The organism is Corallococcus terminator (genome assembly GCF_049194865.1).
Classification (GTDB): domain Bacteria; phylum Myxococcota; class Myxococcia; order Myxococcales; family Myxococcaceae; genus Myxococcus; species Myxococcus terminator_A.
On record NZ_JBLZWL010000123.1, the window covers coordinates 23,551 to 41,155 of the forward strand.

Here is a 17,605-nt window from a genome sequence, read left to right on the forward strand (position 1 = left end):
CCGTGCCGGCCGGCGCCAGTCCTTGGTCCCCGGCCGCCGTAAACGCAGCCGAGGAGAACCTGTCATGACGATGAGGAATTGGTGTCTCGCAGTCCTGGCGCCCGCGGTGCTTTCGTTCGGGTGCCTTGAGGGTCCCGCGGTAGACCCTTCGCAGAAGGCACCTGGGGAGGTGCTCGAAGGGACGGTGTCGCAGGACCTGGCGACCTTCACCGGCACCGTGGTGGACCCTAGCGGCCAGCCGATTGCCGGCGCCACGGTGGTCATCAACGGCATCAACCGGACCACGGACACGGCCGGCAAGTACTTCGTGTCCGTCACCAACACGAACGGCTACATCATCAGCGTGAGCAAGTCGGGCTTCGCGCCGGACACGGATTACCTGAGCGCGGGTCGGCTCAACATCACCCACGTCCTGCCGCGCGCCCCCATCAGGCAGTTCAGCGCGACGCAGAACATCGTCCTCGAGACGGGTGGCCTGGTGGTGAACATCCCCGCGGGCTCCCTGGTCAACGCCGCCGGTCAGCCGGTGACGGGAACGGTGCTTGTCTCCGCCGCCACCTACGGCCCGCGCGACATGCCCGGTGACTACACGGCGGTGAACCAGAACGGCCAGACGGTCGCGCTCGAGTCCGTGGGCGCCTTCTTCATCGGCGCGACCACCGCGGATGGCCAGGCGTTGAACCTGGCCAAGGACCGGACCGCCCAGGTTTCCCTCCGCGTCCCACAGGCGGCCGGAGGTGTCATGCCGGCCTGCGTGCTCACGGGCGCCTGCCGCGCCGCCGCGTGGCGGTTCGATGCCACCATCAACCGCTGGGTGGAGCAGCGCGCCAACTTCCGCCCGGACAGCTCCGGCAGCACCTTCACGCTCATCGGCGGGCCGGCGTCCACGCCCAGCTCGGTGGTTCCGTCCAACGGCGGCCTCGGCACCTGGAACATCGACCTGGAGTTCACCAACCCCGCCTGCACCATCGTCGAGTTCGTGGGCTTCCCCGCGAGCTGCTACGACATCAAGCTGAACCTCGCGCTGCAGAACGCGAGCAACACCTTCGTGCCCTTCACGGACACGGTGACGCCGAGCATCCCCTTCGTCGTCCTCTACAACAGTCGCCCGAACGTGGACCAGGAGGTGGGCATCGAGTTCCCGCTGGGTGCGCCCGCGTCCTGCGCCGCCACGCTGACCATCTTCTCCAGCCCCAGCCCGTCGAATCCCACCTACCCCATCTACACCCCGACGGGTGGCTTCACCCGGTTCAACTCGGGCGCGCCGTGGCCGTGGCTCCCCGGCCAGGCGGGCTTCCCCAAGTCGACCGCCACTCCGGCGAACGACATCACCCTGACGGACGTGGTGAACGGCACCCATCCGTGCAACTCGACGGTGACGTTCATCTACTAGCCAGCTGAGCTGGAAGCACCGGCGCGGCTCCACACGTGGAGCCGCGCCGGGACTCACCGAATCAAATCAGGTCGGCGTGGTGCAGGTGCAGGAGCTGGCGGGCGCGTAGCAGGCGTTGCTGCTGGCCGGGACGATGGAGTAGCAGTGCTGGCGTCCCGCCATCACCTCCGTGTCCGTGTACGTGGTGCCGGTGACGGTGGCGACCTTCGCCTTGCCGTACTGGCACGCGGCGAAGCCGTCGGACTTCATCACCCAGTACTCGGTGGCTCCGGCCACCGCGCTCCAGGACAGGGACGCCTGACCGACGCCCGGCGCCACCGTGAGGGCGGGCGCCGTGGTGGGGCCGCCCGCGCAGCCCGCGTTGATGCGGCCCGGCGAGGAGCAGGCGATGTTGTGGCGGGCGAAGGCGGCGTGGATGGCCGACATGTGCGGCGTGCCATCGACGATGTTGCCGTTGTCGTCGTCCGCGGCCAGCCACTGCATGTAGCCGTTCGTGGCGGCGCAGCCGCTCGACGTGCCGAGCGTGCAGTCACAGGCGTGCCAGTTACCGATGTTGCCGCTGCCCTGGTAGAACAGCTTGTTGCCCATGATGTTGGCCGTGTTGTCGTCGTAGCTGAACGGCGCGGCCCGCAGGTCACGCGCCACCAGGTCCCACGCCGCCTGACGGACGGGAGAGGCCGCGCAGTGGACCTGCCTGCCGCACGGGCCGCTACCACCACCGCACCGGCCACAGACGAAGTTCTGCGGCGTGGCGGGCGTGTTGGGCACCTGGGCCGCCCAGTCCGCGTCACGCACACCCGAGCAACGGCTGGCGCACCAGGGCGCACCCGTCTGGGCCTCGTTCACGTTGTAGCCCAGGCCGCCCGGCGTCATGCCGCAGCCCTGGTCGACGGTCTGGAAGAAGCCCTCGCCCACACACGACGTGGGCAGCCGGTAGATGGCCGCGATGTCCGCGTAGGCCTCGCTGGAGTTGCTCAGCGTGCCGGCCACGTCGTTGTCGTCCATGCCATGGCCCCACTCGTGGTCGAACACGGCGGCGATTTCACCCGTGTTCCGGCACCCGCCGCCGCTGCGGAAGAAGTTGACCGTCGAGCCCGTCCAATAGGCGTTGCAGGTGCTGACGATGTTCATGTTGGAGGTGAGCTGGCTGCCGAGCCACACGTTGGTGGGCAGCCAGCCTCGGGCAATCTGGGCAATCCGGTTCAGCTCGTAGAAGGAGCTGCGCGACGCGGCGGTGTTGCCGGCGGAGAAGCCCGGCGTGGTGCAGTCGTGCTGCCCGGTGACGCCGCCCAGGTCGATGGTCCCCGCCCCGGAGGCGGTGACGGGACCGCAGCCGTCCTGGATGCGGATGTACTTGCCGTTGAGCGTGGTGGTGGTGGTGCCCGTCGTGTAGTTGAAGACACCGGCGCTGTCCGTGAAGTTGTCCGGCGCCACGAAGCCGGTGTCGGCCCAGGGCATGGGCGTGTTGGCGAAGCTCACGCCGCACGTCGCCGTGGCGGTGCAGGAGTCCGTGTTGGTCAGCGGGTAGACGCCGCCCTTGATGTTCTGGTCGAAGTAGTGGTTGTCGTCCTCGAGCGCCAGCACCTCGCCGCGCGTGGCCTCGACGGTGACCTTCCAGCGCTCGTGCTCGCCCGGATTCTGGAAGCCGTAGCTCCACACGAGGCGGTGGCCGTAGGCCGCGCCGAAGCCCGCGCCCTGTCTGGCCACGGGGACGATTTCGAGCGTGGGCTGCTTCCAGAGCGTCGGCGGGCTCTCATAGATGCCGAGGCGCTCGAAGCCCGTCATCATCGCCTGCTCCGCGGCCAGGAGCGGCAGGGGAGAGATGTCCACGTTGGCCCAGGACTCGGTGCCCAGCAGGATGAGGTTGCCGTGGCTGATGGTGGCCGCCACGCGCCCGTAGCGGACGGGGATGCCCTTGAGCTGCTGGGGGATGGAGACCTGCCACAGCTGCTCGGAGATCTGCTCGATGCGCGGCTCTCCCAACTGGAGGACGTCCACCCCGAGCGCGGCCTGGTTGGACTCGATGAACCGGAGGAGCAGGTCTCCGACGACGGCTGCGTCCACCTTCGCGACGCCGCGCCCGAGCTGCTGGCGCACGCCGTCCAGCGTGATTTTGTTGCCCACGCCAGTGCCCGGGATGAGCGGGATGGCGCCCATGAGGTTGGCGGCCGTGCCCGTCTGGGCGTCGACGTAGACCTGGAAGCCTCGGCCGTTGCGCGCGAAGAAGTCCTCCCACGCGCCGGCGCTCGCGCGGCTCAGCTTCGGCAGCGCCTCCTCGAGCGACAGCTGTCCGCTGGGGATGGTGAGCTCGGGCTTGAAGAAGGCCTGGCTCGCCAGTGAACCCGGCGCGGATGGCGCTTCCGGCTTGAACGCCCACGCAGGCGCCGCCAGCAGCGCGGTAATACAGACGGCGGACTTCAAGACATGGTGCATGTAATGGCTCCCTCGGCAGTGATTGACTGTCTGGAACGAGGGATGACCGACGCCAGGGATGGCGCCAGAAATCCCCGAGTTCCTTATATTTTACACTTCACTCGGGGTGTGCCCTGGAGGGCGTGATGAGTGTCGGGCGGTGGACAGTTCCCGGTGGGTGGCCCGAGCCCACAGGTCCGGCTAACCTTGGAGGTCGCACTTCCCCGCCCATGGAGCTGGTCCGTCATGTCCGAGCAGAAGCCCCGCCTCACGCGTCCCGTGGAGAATGTCCGCGCCGAGCTGCTCGCGGATCCGGACACCCAGCGCATCGCCAAATCGGTGGGCATGGAGCTGGCGGCCTACGTGGAGCTGGTGCTCGACTACGCCACGCACCCGGAGAAGGAGCCGGTGCTGAAGGTCGTCCCGGACGAGGCGCTGAAGGCCGCCGGGTATGATCCGCCGACCCTCCAGGAGGTGGGGGAGTTCTTCAAGAGCGCCGCCCGAGGGGAGCTGGGCCTGGGGCCGCCGGCCTCCTACTCGACGGGCTTCGAGGCGAACCAGGCCGGCTCCCAGAACAAGCCCTCCCTGCGGGGCGACGAGAGTCAGCCCCGGGCCGAGGTCGATGGAGCCAAGGGCCAGGACCTCCTCAAGAACCTGCCCCAGGTGCCTGAGCTCTAGTCCGGCGGACGCAACTCTCGCGGTAGGTCCGCGATAATCAGGCAAACCTACATTTCACGAGGAAATCCCATGTCCGTCGGCGGCTCCAGTGGCGCGGGTGGTAGCAGCGGTGCGAACAGCGCGAGCAACTCCGCGAGCAACGCGGCCAGCAAGGCCGCTGACGCCGCGAGCAAGGCCGCCAGCAGCATCAGCAACGCGCTGGGCGGGATTGGCAAGGCACTGGGGGGCCTGGGTGGACTGGCCAAGGGGATTGGCGACGCGCTCGGCAAGGTCTCCGAGGCGCTGGGCAAGGTCTCCGGCCTCCTGGACAAGGGGCTCAGCGCCCTCACCGGGCCGCTGAAGGACATGATCGGCAAGGCGCTGGACTCCCTGCCGTTCGGCATTGGCCAGCTGGCGAAGCCGTTCGCGGATAAGTTCATCGACAACGGATTGGCCATGGTGGCCGGTGGCCCGCTGGCGGGCGTGAGCAGCATGCTCGGCCAGGCGCAGAACGTGGGGAAGCTGGCGGACACCGTGGAGACGGTCCGCAATGCCGCCACCACCGCGGGTGACATCGCGCAGGGCAAGTTCAACGCCCAGCAGCTCGCCGCCTTCGCGCAGTCGCAGCTGGTGCGCGGTCAGTAGGAATTGCCGGGAGCCCGCGAGGCTCTCCGTGCATCCGCCCCGGTGTTCCATGCTTCTGGCATGGGACCCGGGGCTTTTTCGTGGGATGGCGCCTACGAAATCACTCCCCGCTTCAGGGCTGCGGCAATCAGCGGGCGAACAGCCTGGAGCTTCAGCTTCTCCGCTGAATCGATATCGCCCAGGCTGAAGCCAAGGCAGACGGCCCGCCACGTCGATTCAGGTCTAATGTATTGATAATAGGAGTCGGTCCCACCCAGGACGGGGACGGTTTCATAGTGTTGAAGCTCCTTCTTGTCGAAGAAGGAGGGAATCGTGGACGGCCACTTGATGTCCGGTGGAGGCGACACGGTGCCCAGGAAGAACCACAGCTCGGGGAGGTTGGCGGCGCTCAGCTTCCACCGATGCTTCTCGGCTTGAAGATAGACCATGCAGGCCGCGAACGTGAGCATGCCAGTCTCGGGTGTGTCTTCAGGGCGCTGATAACACATCCAGGTGTGGTTCTTCTTGAGCACCAGGGCATTGGGGGACCAGGAGTACTCTTCGAGCGTCGGAAAGTCCTGGCCCTCATCACGAAGCGCCAGCTGGAAGTCCTGCCCCAGCTTGTTGAGGTCTTCGAGCAGTTGCTGCATCGCCGTATAGAGCGCCGCCGCGCTCTCCGTGACGTTCTTCATGTCGTCTCCTTCCGCTGGGCTCGGTATCGCCAGACGTCGTCAACCGCTGTGGGCCCAGGGGCCGCGAGGCTCTTGAAATAGCCACTTCGTGGTTTTTGATAGGTCCAGCATGCGTCAGGAACCTCGCCGACTTTCTGCCAGTAGGGAGGGCGAATCGCCGCTGCGTAACGCCAGCCGAGACCTTCCTGGGCGACTTCGCCGACCCGCCATCCACGGAAGCGGGATACGGCTGCTTGCCGCAGGTAGGCCAGGAGGTCCTCGGCGATGAGGCATGCGGGATGCTGCCCCTGTTGCACTTCGTTCTCGAGGATGGGCACCAATGCTGACCACGGCAGCCAGTAGATGGGCGGTGCGCGCAGGCCCAGCTTCAAAATCTCCTCCGTCGAACTCGTCACATCGTCAACGGGCACCGAGAGGTGTGCCGTGATGTAGAGCAGCGCTACGACTTCGACGCGGCCAGGTTGGTGGCGATGGTAGAAGTCGACCGTCGACCGCCACTGGCGAGCGAGCTGGTCCACGGGCTCGGCTTCGCCTTCCGGATTGAGCATCGTGGCCCCGGACTTCCCAGACCTGAGTTTGGCCTCGACGATGACGGCGGTCCGGTTGAACTCGAGCAGGAGATCTGGCTCAACCCAGCCCTTCTGTTTGACGGTGTCTTCCATTCGAGGCCAGAAGTGCATGTCTGTCAGCTCGGGGAGGCTGGCCCAGAGTGTCTTCAACTCGTGCGCCGGTCCGTTGCCGGGTTGCGCCTGTGAGAGCCATTCGCGCATGACTCGCGGTGACAGATAGCGCAGGTGACCGAAGACACTCCCAGTCAGTGGGTCCTCTCGGTCGATGCAATCCAGCTTCCCGTGAAGCGCTGCCTTGATCATGACTTCGCTCCCGTCTCGGGCGCCACGTCGCGCAGGGACATCAGCAGCACCCGGTCCCAGGATGGTTCCACGGAAGAAGCCGCCGCGAGCAGCGCGAGCGCGATGCCCGCCGTGCCCTCCAGCAAGCCAGGACGGGCCACCCACGACGGTGCACCCTGGTCGTCCTGGCTCCAGAAGGCATAGCCCCCGAGGCCCCGCTCCGGCTGTCGTTGCCGCAGGGTGTGTTCCAGCCACTGTCTCGCCGTGGAGGCGAAGACCTCTTCTCCCGTGGCTTGATAGAAGCGGTTGTAGATGTGGAGCAGCCCGGACGCCCCATGGCACAGCGGCGCGTCCTTCACGCCCGAGTCCTCCATCGGGCACCGTGTGGCCTCGCGCGCCAGCTCCAGCGCCTCGGCTTCCCAGTCAGGCTCGCGGACCGCGCGGGCCGCGGTGAACAGCGCGAGCGCCACGCCAGGGTCTCCGTAGCACCACGCGGCGCGGGTGGGCTTCGGAGTCTGGCCGGGGATGACCGCGTGGGGAAACCGACGGCCGACGTGGGGCAGGCGCTGCGCCATCACCCAGGACCAGGCGCCCCGCAGCAGGCGTCGCGCCTCTGGCTCCGCCACCCCGGCTCGGACGGCGCCCGCCAGCACGACGATGATTCCCGGCACGCCATGCGCCACGCCCAGGTCGTAGCGTCCCTCCGGCTGCTCTCGCTGCTGGGCCTCGGGCAGCCAGCGCGGCAACGTCTTCCAGGTGAGCCCTTCCGGACGCGTCTCGGCCGATTCCGACAGCCGAGCCACCACGTCCTCCAGGCAGCGCCGTGCGTCCGCGCGAGGCAGCCGCTCCAGGGCATAGACCCCCAGCCCCACCAGCCCGGCGATGAGGTCTTGGGGCGCCGTCCAGGGCGACATTGCCAGCCGCTGCGCGAGCGCCGCGTCCACGTCCTCCAGCGCGTCGCCTTCTTCCTCCGCGCCGCCGCCGTGCAAGTGCTCCACGGCCCAGGCCACGCCGCTGACGCCGGAGTGCAGCGCCATCCCCATGGGACGGGAGGCCACCGCCTCCATGGCGTCGTCCAGGAGCCCTCGCGCCAGGGCGGCGTGGTGCTCGGAGGGTTGCACACGGTCCAACCACGTGAAGAGCAGCGCCAGGCCCGTGTCTCCCGAGGCCAGTGACGCATCGGGTGCGCGGTGCGGAAGAACGTCCTCCAGTGCCCGAGCCAGCGCCTGGGCGGCCTGAAGTGTCTGTTCGCGAAGCGCCCCGTCCACGAGGGGTCGCCAGAGCGGAGCGCCGTTCATGGACTGTTTCTACGACGGCTCGGTCTTGTTGGGCACCACGAGTGGACCGAGTCCCGGTCACCTCGGCGCCCGCGGGACGGGGTGCCCAGCCAACGACCTGGCCGGCCGGGCACCCACGACCTTCGGAATGAACCTCACGGTGCGGCCTGACGGCGAAGCACGTCGGACGGCGACGTCACGCACCGTGACAGGGACGGGCGACTACGGAATGACTTCCCCGGCCTGCTCCGGCGCGGTGTCGATCACGCCACACTTGCCCGAGGGGAAGTTGGTGTAGGGGTTGGACGTGCCGGTGCCGCCGACAACGCCATCCAGAACCTGGAGCGCCCCCTCATCCATGGAGCGCAGCGTCTCGCGGTGAAGGGTGAGCTTGCGCTTCGCGGCGACCGTCTTCTTCGGCTCGTTCACAAGAACTCCTGATCAGTGAAGGGTGACGATACGGCTTTCACGTCACGAGACATGACGCGGTGCGGAATCCGCCGCGGTGGACGAACCGCCGCGATGGACAGCCTCGAATAATACCTCAATTAATGATTTCAAGAACAGGTGGGTCATCTTGGAGTGGATGGATTGACGGCGGGTGAGCGCATCCACTATCCCGAGACTCGCGACTCAGTCCGTCACCTTGAGACATTCTTGCCCGACGACGCCCGCCCCCCCTCCGTGCGGAAGGCCCCCTTCCGTCATGACGGCTTCCTCGCCATCCGCACCCCGCTGCTGCCGCTGGACGTGCTGGTGGAGTGGGCGCGAGGCCTGCGGGCGCCGGGAGCCCGTCCGGAGGAGCGCGAGGCGGCGTTGGCGGAGGACCGCGTGCTGCTGCGTCAACGGCTGCGCGAGCACGTGGAGGACCCGCTGGTCCGCGAGGCATTGTTCATCGCCTCGCCCTCATTGACAGACAGCCTCCCGACATGGCTGGAGGCGCCGGAGTCCGAGTCAGGGCAGAAGGTGGAGCACACGCTGGTGCGCTACCTGTCGCGCATGGCCGGGCGGGCCACGCCCTTTGGCCTGTTCGCGGGCCATGCGGTGGGCGGCATGGGGGAGACGGCGGCGCTGCGCATCCAGGGGCGCTCCGGCGTGCGGCGACACACCCGGCTGGACATGGACTACGTGGGCGCGCTGGTGGCGCACGTCAGCCAGACGCCGGAGGTGCTGCCCGCGCTCCACTACGTGCCCAACTCCAGCTTGTATCGGGCCGGCGGTCAGCTTCGCTACCTGGAGTCGCGGCTGCGCGGCCGGGAGCGCTCGTACCACCTGGTGGCGGTGGAGCCGGAAGCCCACCTGGAGCGCACCCTGGAGCTGGCCCGTGGCGGCGCCACGCTGGCCGCGCTGGCCGCCGCGCTGGTGGAGTCCGAGGGAGTGTCCGAAGAGGAGGCGCTCGAGTACTCGCGAAGCCTGGTGGAGACCCAGCTGCTGGTGAGCACCTGGGCGCCCGTCGTCACCGGACCCGAGCCGCTGGCGTCGTTGCTGGAGGCGGCCCGAGCCACCCCCGCGCTGGCGGCCGTGAGCGAGCGGCTGGCCGAGGTGGCCGCCACGCTGGCGGACCTGGACGCGCGGCCGGTGGGCCTGCCGACCGGTGCCTACCGCGAGCTGGCGCGGACGCTGGAGGCGCTGCCGGTGCCGGTGGAGCTGTCGCGCCTGTTCCAGGTGGACATGTTCCGCCCCGCGCACGAGGTGCGGCTACCTCGCCAGGTGCTGGACGAGGTGGCGCGCGGAGTGACGCTGCTCCAGCGCATCTCCCCCTCGGCGGGAGACGCGCCGCCCCTGGCCCGCTTCCGCCAGCGACTGATGGAGCGGTACGAGGGGCGCCCGGTGCCGCTGCTGGAGGCGCTGGATGAGGAGAGCGGCGTCGGCTTCATGACGTCGAGGGCACCCGGCGCGGGCACCGGGCCGTTGCTGGCCGGCTTCCACTTCCCGGTGAAGGGAGGGCAGGACGGCGCCCGGTGGGAAGCGCGGTGGACCCACCTGCTCCACCGGCTGGAGTCCGTGCGCCGCGCGGGCGCGCTGGAGCTGTCGCTGGACGAGGCGGACCTCCAAGCGCTGGAAGCGCCCCGCCCGGCGCGGCTGCCGGAGGCCTTTGGCGTGGTGGGCACGGTGCTGGCGGACTCCCGGGAGGCGGTGGATGCGGGCCGCTTCCGCTTCCTGCTGGAGAACGTGCATGGCCCTTCCGGGGCGCTGTACCTGGGGCGCTTCTGCCATGGGGACGCGGCGCTGGAGGCGGCGGTGCTGCGCTACCTGCGAGCAGAGGAGGCGCTGCGTCCAGACTGCCTCTTCGCGGAGGTGGTGCACCTGCCCGAAGGCCGCGTGGGCAACATCCTCTGCCGGCCCGCGCTGCGCGAGCACGACCTGGTCTTCCTGGGCCGCTCGGGATTGCCAGAGGCGTCCCAGGTCAAGGTGACGGACCTGTGGGTGTCCGTGGAGGAGGGCCGCATCGTGCTGCGCTCGGGCCGGGCGGGGCGCGAGGTGGTGCCGCGGCTGACGAACGCGCACAACTTCGACGCTCGCGGCCTGGGGGCCTACCGCTTCCTGGGCGCGCTCCAGTCGCAGGGCGTGGAGGGCTTGCAGTTCCACTGGGGACCGCTGGCGGATGCGCCCTTCCTGCCGCGCGTGGTGCACGGGCGACTGGTGCTGTCCGCCGCCAGGTGGCGGGTGCGCGGCGACACGTTGAAGGCGTGGGGCGCTGCCCGCGGCGCGGCCCGCTTCGAGGCGGTGCGGCGCTTTCGCGAGGAGGCGCGCCTGCCGAGATGGGTGTGCCTGAGCGACTCGGACAACCAGCTCCCGGTGGACCTGGACAATGTGCTGAGCGTCGAGTCCCTGGTGCAGGTGGTGAAGGCGCGCCCGCACGCGACGCTGGAGGAGCTGCTGCCCGGCCCCGAGGACGTGTGCATCGAGGGTGAGGCGGGGCGCTACACGCACGAGGTGGTCATCCCGTTCCTCCGCCAGGCGCCGGAGGCTCGGGGACCCGCGACGAGTACGGACGCGCCCACGAGGACCCGAGCCTCCGAGCCGGCCATGGCGCGCGGCTTCCCGCCTGGCTCGGAGTGGCTGTACGTGAAGCTGTATGGCGGCACCGGCACGCTGGACCGGCTGCTGCGCACCACGCTGGGCGAGGCCGTGCGCGCGGCGGTGGCGAGCGGCGAGGTGGACCGCTGGTTCTTCCTCCGCTACCACGACCCCGAGCCGCACCTCCGGCTGCGCTTCCACGGAAGTCCGAGGCGCTTGGACACGGAGGTGTGGCCGCTCCTGCGCGACGCGTGCGCGAGCGCCCTGGCCTCGGGCGAGGCGTGGCGGCTGCAACTCGACACGTACGAGCGCGAGGTGGAGCGCTACGGCGGCCCCGCTGGCATGGAGGCCTGCGAGGCCGTCTTCCAGGCGGACAGCGAGGCGGTCCTCTCCCTGCTCGGGGCCTACCCGGGAGACGCCGGCGCGGACGTCCGGTGGCGTCTGGCGGTGAAGGGCCTGGACGCGCTGCTCGAGGACCTGGGCCTGGGGCTGGACGTGAAGCTGGAGGTGATGGAGCGGCTGCGGCGCGATTTCGCCGCGGAGTTCAAGGTGAAGCGGCCCTTCGAGGACCAGCTGGGCGCCCGGTTCCGCAAGGAGGGCCGCGCGCTGGAGGCGCTGCTCCAGGCGACGCCCGAGGCGCAGGGCCCCTGGCAGCCGGGCCTCTTCGCCCTGCGGCGCCGGAGCGAGCAGCTGCGGCCCGTCGTCGAGCGACTGCGACAGGCGCAAGCCGAAGGCCGGCTCACCGCGCCAGTGGCGGTGCTGGCGGACAGCCTCCTGCACATGCACGTCAACCGGCTGTTGCCCGCCGACCAGCGCGCCCAGGAGCTCATCCTTTATGACTTCCTGGCTCGCCTGTATCGTTCACGCCGGGCCCGGACGATGAAGACATGAGCGACGCGCAACCGCCCTCGCAGAAGCTGTTCCGTCAGGAGGCGCTGGAGCACCATGCCCGTCCGGAAGCCCGGGGCTCGCTCCTGCGCATCATGCCGGGCTGGACGAACGCGGTCTGGTGGCTGGTGGTGTCGCTCGTCGTGGTGGGCGGCGTGGGCCTGGCGCTGGTGGACATCAACGACTACGCGCGCGGCCCGGTGCTGGTGCGCATCAAGGGCATGGAGGAGGTCACCGCCACCGCCGGAGGCCGCGTCAGCCGCGTGCTGGTGCGCCGGGGTGAGCACGTGCGCGCGGGCCAGCCCCTGGTGGAGCTGTACGCGGGCGACGAGACGGCGGACCGGGAGCGGGTGGAAGAGGAGTTCCGCTCGCAGCTGGCCACGTGGCTGCTGGAGCCGCTCAACACGGGCACGAGGCAGGCCATGGCCGGACTGCGGGCCGAGCTGGAGCTGAGCGAGGCCCGGATGGGTGAGCGCGTGTTGAAGGCGCCTCGGGACGGACAGGTGGGCGAGGTGCGCGTGCGGGAGCAGCAGTTCCTGGCGCCCGGCGAAATCGTCGTGTCGCTGGTGCGCGAAGGCGCCGAGGCGTGGGCCGTGGCCCTGCTGCCCGGCCAGTACCGCCCCATGTTGCGTCCGGGGCAGCCCCTGCGCCTGGAGCTGACGGGCTTCCCCTATGCGTGGCAGTCGCTCCAGGTGGCCTCCATCAGCGACGAGCTGGTGGGCCCCGCGGAGGTGCGCCGCTACCTGGGCCCCGGCCTGGGAGACGCCGTCACCGTGGACGACGGCCCGGTGGTGCTGGTGGAGGCGCGCCTGCCCCGGGAGACCTTCGTGTCGGATGGAGAGACGTACGCGTACCACCCCGGAATGGCGGGCGAGGCCTGGGTGAAGGTGCGCGCGCGCAATGGCTGGTTGACGCTGCTGCCGGTGCTGGAGCTGCTCGGGAAGCGCCGTGACTGAGCCCACCCCTCCGCCTTCGTGGTCCGAGCGCTTCCCCGCCTTGCAGCGACTGGGGGCCCGCTTCGGCCGCCGCCGCATCCCCGTCGTCGCGCAGATGGCGGCCACCGACTGTGGCGCCGCGTGCCTGGCCATGGTGCTGGGCTACTGGGGCCGCCACGTGAAGCTGGACGAGGTGCACGCCGCCGCGGGCCTCACCATTCGCGGCATCTCCGCCCGCGCCATCCTGGAGGCGGGCCGCCGCTTCGACCTGGTGGGCCGCGCGGCGCAGGTGGACATGGACCAGCTCCATTTGCTGGAGCCGGGCGCGGTGCTGCACTGGGAGTTCCGGCACTTCGTCGTCTTCGAGCGCCTGTCGCGCACGGGCGTGGAGGTGGTGGACCCCGCCTTCGGCCGGCGCCTCGTCCCGCTGGAGCAGTTCCGCAAGTCCTTCACCGGGGTGGCGCTGCTCTTCGAGCCCTCGGAGACGTTCGAGACGGCGGCTCCCCGCCGGGGCCCCAACCGCTACCTGCGCCTGTTGTTGGAGGAGCGGCCCGTGCTGCTGCGCGTGGCGGTGATGTCGCTGTTGCTCCAGTTGTTCGCCCTGGCGCTGCCGTCCCTGACCGGCGCGGTCGTGGACCGGGTGGTGCCCAGCGGCGACGTGCCGCTCCTGGCCACGCTGGGCGCGGGGATGGCGGCGCTGGTGGGCTTCCAGTTCCTGTCATCGCTGGTGCGCGCGCACCTCTTGCTGCAGCTGCGCACGCACCTGGACGCGCGGCTGACGCTGGGCTTCCTGGACCACCTGGTGCACCTGCCGTTCTCCTTCTTCCAGCTGCGCTCGGCGGGCGACCTGATGAACCGCCTGAACAGCAACGCCACGGTGCGCGAGCTGCTGACGGCGGGCACGTTGTCCGGGCTCCTGGATGGCAGCCTGGTCCTGCTCTACCTGGGGCTGCTGTTCGCCGGCAGCGCGAAGATGGGCGCGCTGGTGACGGTGCTGGCCCTGTTGCAGGGCGCGGTGTTCCTCTTCTCCAGCCGGCGTCAACGCGAGCTGATGGCGCGGAACCTGGAGGTGAACGCCTCGGCGCAGAACTACGAGGTGGAGCTCTTCACGGGTGTCCAGACGCTGAAGGCGATGGGGCTGGAGGACCGCGCGGTGCAGAACTGGTCCAACCTCTACGTGGACGTGCTCAACGTGTCGCTGGAGCGGGGCCGGGTGTCGGCGCTCACCGACTCGCTCACCGCGACGCTGCGGATGGCCTCGCCCCTGGTGGTGATGGGGCTGGGGGCGCTGCTCGTCATGGAGGGGCAGCTGACCTTGGGGCAGATGCTGGCCCTCAACGCCTTGGCGGCCGGCTTCCTGCTGCCTGTCTCCAACCTGGTGACGACGGCCTTCCAGCTCCAGCTGGTGGGCAGCTACCTGGCGCGCGTGGACGACGTGCTGGAGGCGACCGCCGAACAGCCGCCGGGAGCCCTGCGCCGCAGCCACAGGCTGGAGGGGCGCATCCAGGTGGAGGGCGTGTCGTTCCGTTACGGCCCCCACTCGCCGCTGGTGGTGCGGGACGTGTCGGTCACCATCGAACCGGGCCAGTTCGTGGCCATCGTCGGCGCGTCCGGCGCGGGCAAGTCCAGCCTGGCGCACCTGCTGCTGGGGCTGTACCTGCCCAGCTCCGGCACCATCCGCTACGACGGGGTGCCGCTTCAGGACTTGGAGCTCAAGGAGCTGCGGCGGCAGATGGGCGCGGTGCTGCAGAGCCCCTCGTTGTTCAAGGGCGACGTGCGCCGCAACATCGCCTATTCGGACCCGCTGCTGCCGCTGGAGGCCGTGCAGGACGCGGCGCGGCGTGCCCAGGTGCATGACGACATCGTCGCCATGCCCATGGGCTACGAGACGGTGCTGAGCGAGATGGGCTCCTCGCTGTCCGGCGGTCAGCGGCAGCGACTGGCGCTGGCGCGCGCCCTGGCCTCCAACCCCGCCGTCCTCCTGCTGGACGAGGCCACCAACGCGCTGGATGCCCGCACGGAGCGGGCGGTGCAGGACGCCTTGTCGGAGCTTCGCTGCACGCGGGTGGTCATCGCCCACCGGCTGAGCACGGTGCGCGAGGCGGACCTCATCCTGGTGATGAAGAGCGGCCAGCTGGTGGAGCAGGGCACGCACGCGGCGCTGATGGAGAAGGGCGGGGACTACTTCGATTTGGTGTCCGCGCAGGACGGTCCGCGGAAGGCGGCGGGGTAGGGCGATGCGCTTCGCACCGGACGTCATCATGGACCTCACGCCCCTGCCTGAAGGCACGGGCGACGTGCCCTTCACGGAGCTGCTGCACGGGCTCTTGCGCGAGGGCTTCGCGCCCGAGGGCTCGAGGCGCCTGCTGGAGGAGGTTCAGGCGCGGCTGGGCCCTCGGCTCTTGCGCCCCGAGGGCGTGGACGACGGCGGCTTCCTGGTCGAGGCGCCGGTGCTCTTCCCCGCGCAGGACGCGTGGTGGTGGGTGCTCCAGCGGGGCGAGGAGCGCTGGAGTACGCGACTGGCGGTGGAGGAGGTGGCGGTGGTGGCGGACTTCCTGCGCGCCACGGCCCTCGCCTCCACGCTGGACGAGGTGCGCGAGGCGTGGCCCTTCGACGAGGCGGGCTGGCGCGATACGCTCTTCGCCGCCGAGCCGCACCCCACGCCCTGGCGGGAGCCCTCCGTGCCGGGCATCTACCGGCGCGAGCACGCCAGCGTGGTCATCCGCTCGCGGACGACGTCGGTGTTGGTGGATCCGATTCCGCTCCAGCGGCGGATGAACCTCATCGGTCAGGCGCCGGGCAACCTGGCTCCGGGGATGCTGGGCGCGGTGGCCATCACCCATGGCCACGTGGACCACTGGCACGTGCCGTCCCTGCTGTCACACCTGACCGACGCGACGGTGCCGGTGCTGGTGCCACGGGTGCCTCGCACCAGCCTGCTGACGATGCAGGACTTCTCCCGGGTGCTGGCCTCGTGCGGCCAGCGCGCGCTCGCGCCCGCGTGGGGCGAGACGGTGTACGTGGGCGACATTCGCGTGGACGTGCTGCCCTTCTACGGGGAACAACCCGCGCCGGAGGGGCCGCCGCTCGGCGAGGGACTGCGCAGCTGGGGCAACTGCTACCGCTTCACGACCGAGGACTTCAGTTGCCTGCTGCTGGTGGACAGCGGGACGGACCCTGACGGACGCATGGAGGCGGTGGTGGAGCGCTCGCGCCAGGCGCTGGGACCGGTGGACGTGGTGCTGTCGTGTCAGCGCGAGTTCCTCTCACCCTTCTTCGGCGGGCTGAGCCACTACTGGGCCGCGCTGCCGTGGGCGCGGTTGCGCGCGCTGTATGCGGACCTCCAGGCCGGGCGGCTGCGCAGCGCCACCGCGGGTCCCGCTGGCGTGGCCTCGGTGTGCGCCGCCGCGGGGGCGCGCTGGTTCCTGCCGTATGCCAACGGCTTCGAGGGCGTGGGACGCGCCATCCGCGACGTGGGCTGGGGACTGGGAGAGCCGTCCGAGGCGGCCTGTGGCGCGGCGGTGCGTGAACACCTGGCGGCGCTCGGCGCAGGCACCCGGGTGCTGGACTGGAGCCCGGGAGACGTGGCGCGCTTCGAGCGCGGCGAGCTGCGGCTGGACGTCACACGCTGAAGGGAGTGCGCACAGGGCACCGCGCTCGGCATTGGCACGGGAACCCGGGAGACGTGGCGCGCTTCGAGCGCGGCGCGCTCAGGGCACGGTGGTGGCGCGGCCTTGTGGGCGGGAGCCGGGCTGGAGGTACACCTCCGCGACCAGCCCGCTGGCCAGCCGGCCTCGCAGCGCGTCGGGGACCTGGAGCAGGGCCTCCGCCTTCTGGTGGCGCGAGGCGGGATCCACCTCGGGCGACAGCCGGTCCACCGTGGCCGTCAGCTCCACGCCCACCGTGCTCAACAGCACCCGCACGGTGTCTCCGGGACGCAGCCCGGGGGCAAGCCGCTCCGGCACGGCGAAGCGCAGCCGCAGTTGTTCACTCACCACCCGCAGCACCGGCGTGTCCCGGGTGACGCGCATGCCGGGCGTCAGGTACTGCTCGGTGACGAAGCCGGTGAACGGCGCCTTCAACCGCGCCAGGCCCACGTCCCGCTCGGCCTGCGCCATTCGGGCCCTCGACGTGCCCAGCTGCGCCTCCGCCAGGAGGAGGTCCGCTTCCGCCATGGCCACGTCGTTGCGTGCGGTCTCCTCCGCTTGGGCGGCGGTGAAGTCACGGATGCGCTGCTCGCGCTCCAGGCGCTGTCGGGCCTGGGCTAGGACAACGACGGCACGCTGCGCGATGGCCTCGGACGCTCGCGCGGTACACTGACGCGCGGCCAGCTCCAGCCGCATGGGCTCGGAGTCCACCGAGGCGACCAGCTCGCCCGCCACCACCCGCTGGCCCACGTGAGCCTTCACCTCGCTCAGCCGGCCCTCCACCTCGGCCACCAGGTCCAGCACCTGACTGGCCACCACCACGCCTAGCAGCGGCCTTGGCGCCGACAGCACCTGTTCCGTGGGAGCCGGCGCGGGTGCCTGCGCCAGTGCGCGCCCCGCTGTCGCCAGCATCAGCCCCGTGAGGGCTCCCGACCACGCCCATCTCCGCCGGTACATCACTGCTTGCCTGGAGCCCATGCCGTTCACCGCAGTGTAGCTCAGGAGGTGGGCCTCGACACGTGGGCGGCAGGTGCCCGGAGGACAGGCTGGCGAGCGACGAGTCGAGGCGCACTCCCTGGCGTCAGGCCGCGCGCGGGGCCTCGGTGGACAGCCCGAGGGCTGCCGACCGGGACGGCTTCGCGGCTCGCCGTTCGTTCAATGACTTGCGCGCGGGTGTCTCAATCCCAGCTCACCGCGTCCGTCAGTGA

Annotated in this window: 13 protein-coding genes; 7 read left to right on the plus strand and 6 right to left on the minus strand. The window is 70.2% G+C overall.

Annotated elements, in window-relative coordinates; genetic code table 11:
* Positions 1–64 precede the first annotated feature (64 nt).
* Positions 65–1,393 (plus strand): carboxypeptidase-like regulatory domain-containing protein, encoded by a 1,329-nt coding sequence (locus ACN469_RS36220; protein WP_498775698.1) that lies wholly within the window; start codon positions 65–67, stop codon positions 1,391–1,393.
* Between the two features lie 66 nt (positions 1,394–1,459).
* On the opposite strand, the gene ACN469_RS36225 is transcribed toward ACN469_RS36220, so the two are convergent.
* Entirely contained in the window at positions 1,460–3,826 is a 2,367-nt protein-coding gene (locus ACN469_RS36225) for a hypothetical protein (protein WP_498775700.1), read from the minus strand.
* A gap of 225 nt (positions 3,827–4,051) precedes the next feature.
* Between ACN469_RS36225 and ACN469_RS36230 the strand changes: the two genes are divergently transcribed.
* Together ACN469_RS36230 and ACN469_RS36235 are read left to right on the plus strand one after the other, a co-directional pair.
* On the plus strand, positions 4,052–4,483 hold the full coding sequence (locus ACN469_RS36230) for a hypothetical protein (protein WP_498775701.1): 432 nt from the start codon (positions 4,052–4,054) through the stop codon (positions 4,481–4,483).
* A gap of 69 nt (positions 4,484–4,552) precedes the next feature.
* The gene (locus tag ACN469_RS36235) at positions 4,553–5,107 is read left to right on the plus strand and encodes a hypothetical protein (protein WP_498775702.1); all 555 of its coding nucleotides are present in this window, start codon (positions 4,553–4,555) and stop codon (positions 5,105–5,107) included.
* 92 nt (positions 5,108–5,199) lie between these two features.
* Here ACN469_RS36235 and ACN469_RS36240 read toward each other — a convergent pair whose 3' ends face one another.
* The 4 genes from ACN469_RS36240 to ACN469_RS36255 form a co-directional block, all read right to left on the minus strand.
* Positions 5,200–5,778 carry a hypothetical protein gene (locus ACN469_RS36240; protein WP_498775703.1) on the minus strand — a complete coding sequence of 193 codons (579 nt, stop codon included), beginning with the start codon at positions 5,776–5,778 and terminating at the stop codon, positions 5,200–5,202.
* Positions 5,775–6,650 (minus strand): hypothetical protein, encoded by an 876-nt coding sequence (locus ACN469_RS36245; RefSeq protein ID WP_498775705.1) that lies wholly within the window; start codon positions 6,648–6,650, stop codon positions 5,775–5,777. Before ACN469_RS36245 ends, ACN469_RS36240 begins: the two co-directional genes overlap by 4 nt.
* A complete protein-coding gene (locus ACN469_RS36250) occupies positions 6,647–7,927 on the minus strand; it encodes a lanthionine synthetase C family protein (protein WP_498775707.1) in 1,281 nt (426 codons plus the stop codon). Before ACN469_RS36250 ends, ACN469_RS36245 begins: the two co-directional genes overlap by 4 nt.
* A gap of 201 nt (positions 7,928–8,128) precedes the next feature.
* A complete protein-coding gene (locus ACN469_RS36255; protein ID WP_498775709.1) occupies positions 8,129–8,335 on the minus strand; it encodes a hypothetical protein in 207 nt (68 codons plus the stop codon).
* 228 nt (positions 8,336–8,563) lie between these two features.
* Between ACN469_RS36255 and ACN469_RS36260 the strand changes: the two genes are divergently transcribed.
* Genes ACN469_RS36260 through ACN469_RS36275 form a run of 4 tightly spaced genes read left to right on the plus strand, consistent with a single transcriptional unit; the run spans position 8,564 to position 16,382 of the window.
* Positions 8,564–11,818, plus strand: coding sequence for a lantibiotic dehydratase (locus ACN469_RS36260; RefSeq protein ID WP_498775711.1), 3,255 nt, complete (start codon positions 8,564–8,566; stop codon positions 11,816–11,818).
* Positions 11,815–12,771: an efflux RND transporter periplasmic adaptor subunit gene (locus tag ACN469_RS36265; RefSeq protein WP_498775713.1), complete on the plus strand. Its 957-nt coding sequence runs from the start codon at positions 11,815–11,817 to the stop codon at positions 12,769–12,771. The genes ACN469_RS36260 and ACN469_RS36265 overlap by 4 nt, the downstream gene beginning before the upstream one ends.
* Complete coding sequence (locus ACN469_RS36270) at positions 12,764–14,983, plus strand: peptidase domain-containing ABC transporter (protein ID WP_498775715.1); 2,220 nt, start codon at positions 12,764–12,766, stop codon at positions 14,981–14,983. The genes ACN469_RS36265 and ACN469_RS36270 overlap by 8 nt, the downstream gene beginning before the upstream one ends.
* A 4-nt stretch (positions 14,984–14,987) precedes the next feature.
* Positions 14,988–16,382: an MBL fold metallo-hydrolase gene (locus ACN469_RS36275; protein WP_498775717.1), complete on the plus strand. Its 1,395-nt coding sequence runs from the start codon at positions 14,988–14,990 to the stop codon at positions 16,380–16,382.
* Between the two features lie 78 nt (positions 16,383–16,460).
* On the opposite strand, the gene ACN469_RS36280 is transcribed toward ACN469_RS36275, so the two are convergent.
* A complete protein-coding gene (locus tag ACN469_RS36280) occupies positions 16,461–17,375 on the minus strand; it encodes an efflux RND transporter periplasmic adaptor subunit (RefSeq protein WP_498775719.1) in 915 nt (304 codons plus the stop codon).
* Positions 17,376–17,605 lie beyond the last annotated feature (230 nt).